This window comes from Streptomyces canarius, assembly GCF_014650735.1.
Taxonomy (GTDB): domain Bacteria; phylum Actinomycetota; class Actinomycetes; order Streptomycetales; family Streptomycetaceae; genus Streptomyces; species Streptomyces olivaceoviridis.
The window spans coordinates 1-510 of the sequence record NZ_BMVN01000262.1; the positions used below are offsets into that span (position 1 = coordinate 1).

The 510-nt window shown below is 66.7% G+C and carries 1 pseudogene; it reads left to right on the forward strand.

The features are described 5' to 3' along the window. Positions 1-430, forward strand: a pseudogene (locus tag IE294_RS47200) (DUF3459 domain-containing protein); the annotation flags it as partial. Positions 431-510 lie beyond the last annotated feature (80 nt).

Here is a 510-nt window from a genome sequence, read left to right on the forward strand (position 1 = left end):
GAAGTACCAGCTCAAACCCCGCGACTGGGAAGCCGCCGCACGCGAGGGACGCACCATCGCACCGCTCATCACCAAGCTCAACACCATCCGGCGGCGGCAGCCGGCCCTGCGACAGCTGCGCGATCTGCACTTCCACCACGCCGACAAGGACGCGGTGATCGTCTACTCGAAGCGGAGCGGATCGAACACGGTTCTGGTGGTCGTGAACCTCGACCCCCACCACACCCAGGAGGCCACGGTCTCGTTGGACATGCCGCAACTCGGCCTGGACTGGCACGAGTCCGCGCCGGTGCGCGACGAGCTCACCGGCGAGACCTACTACTGGGGCAGGGCCAACTATGTGCGCCTCGAACCGGGTCACAGGCCCGCGCACGTCTTCACCGTCCTGCGACCGTCCACCCCGCAGACCGGAGGGTCACCCACAACATGATCGTCAATGAGCCCGTTCCGGACACCTTCGAGGACACTCCCGCCAAGGACCGGGACCCGGAGTGGTTCAAACGCGCCGTC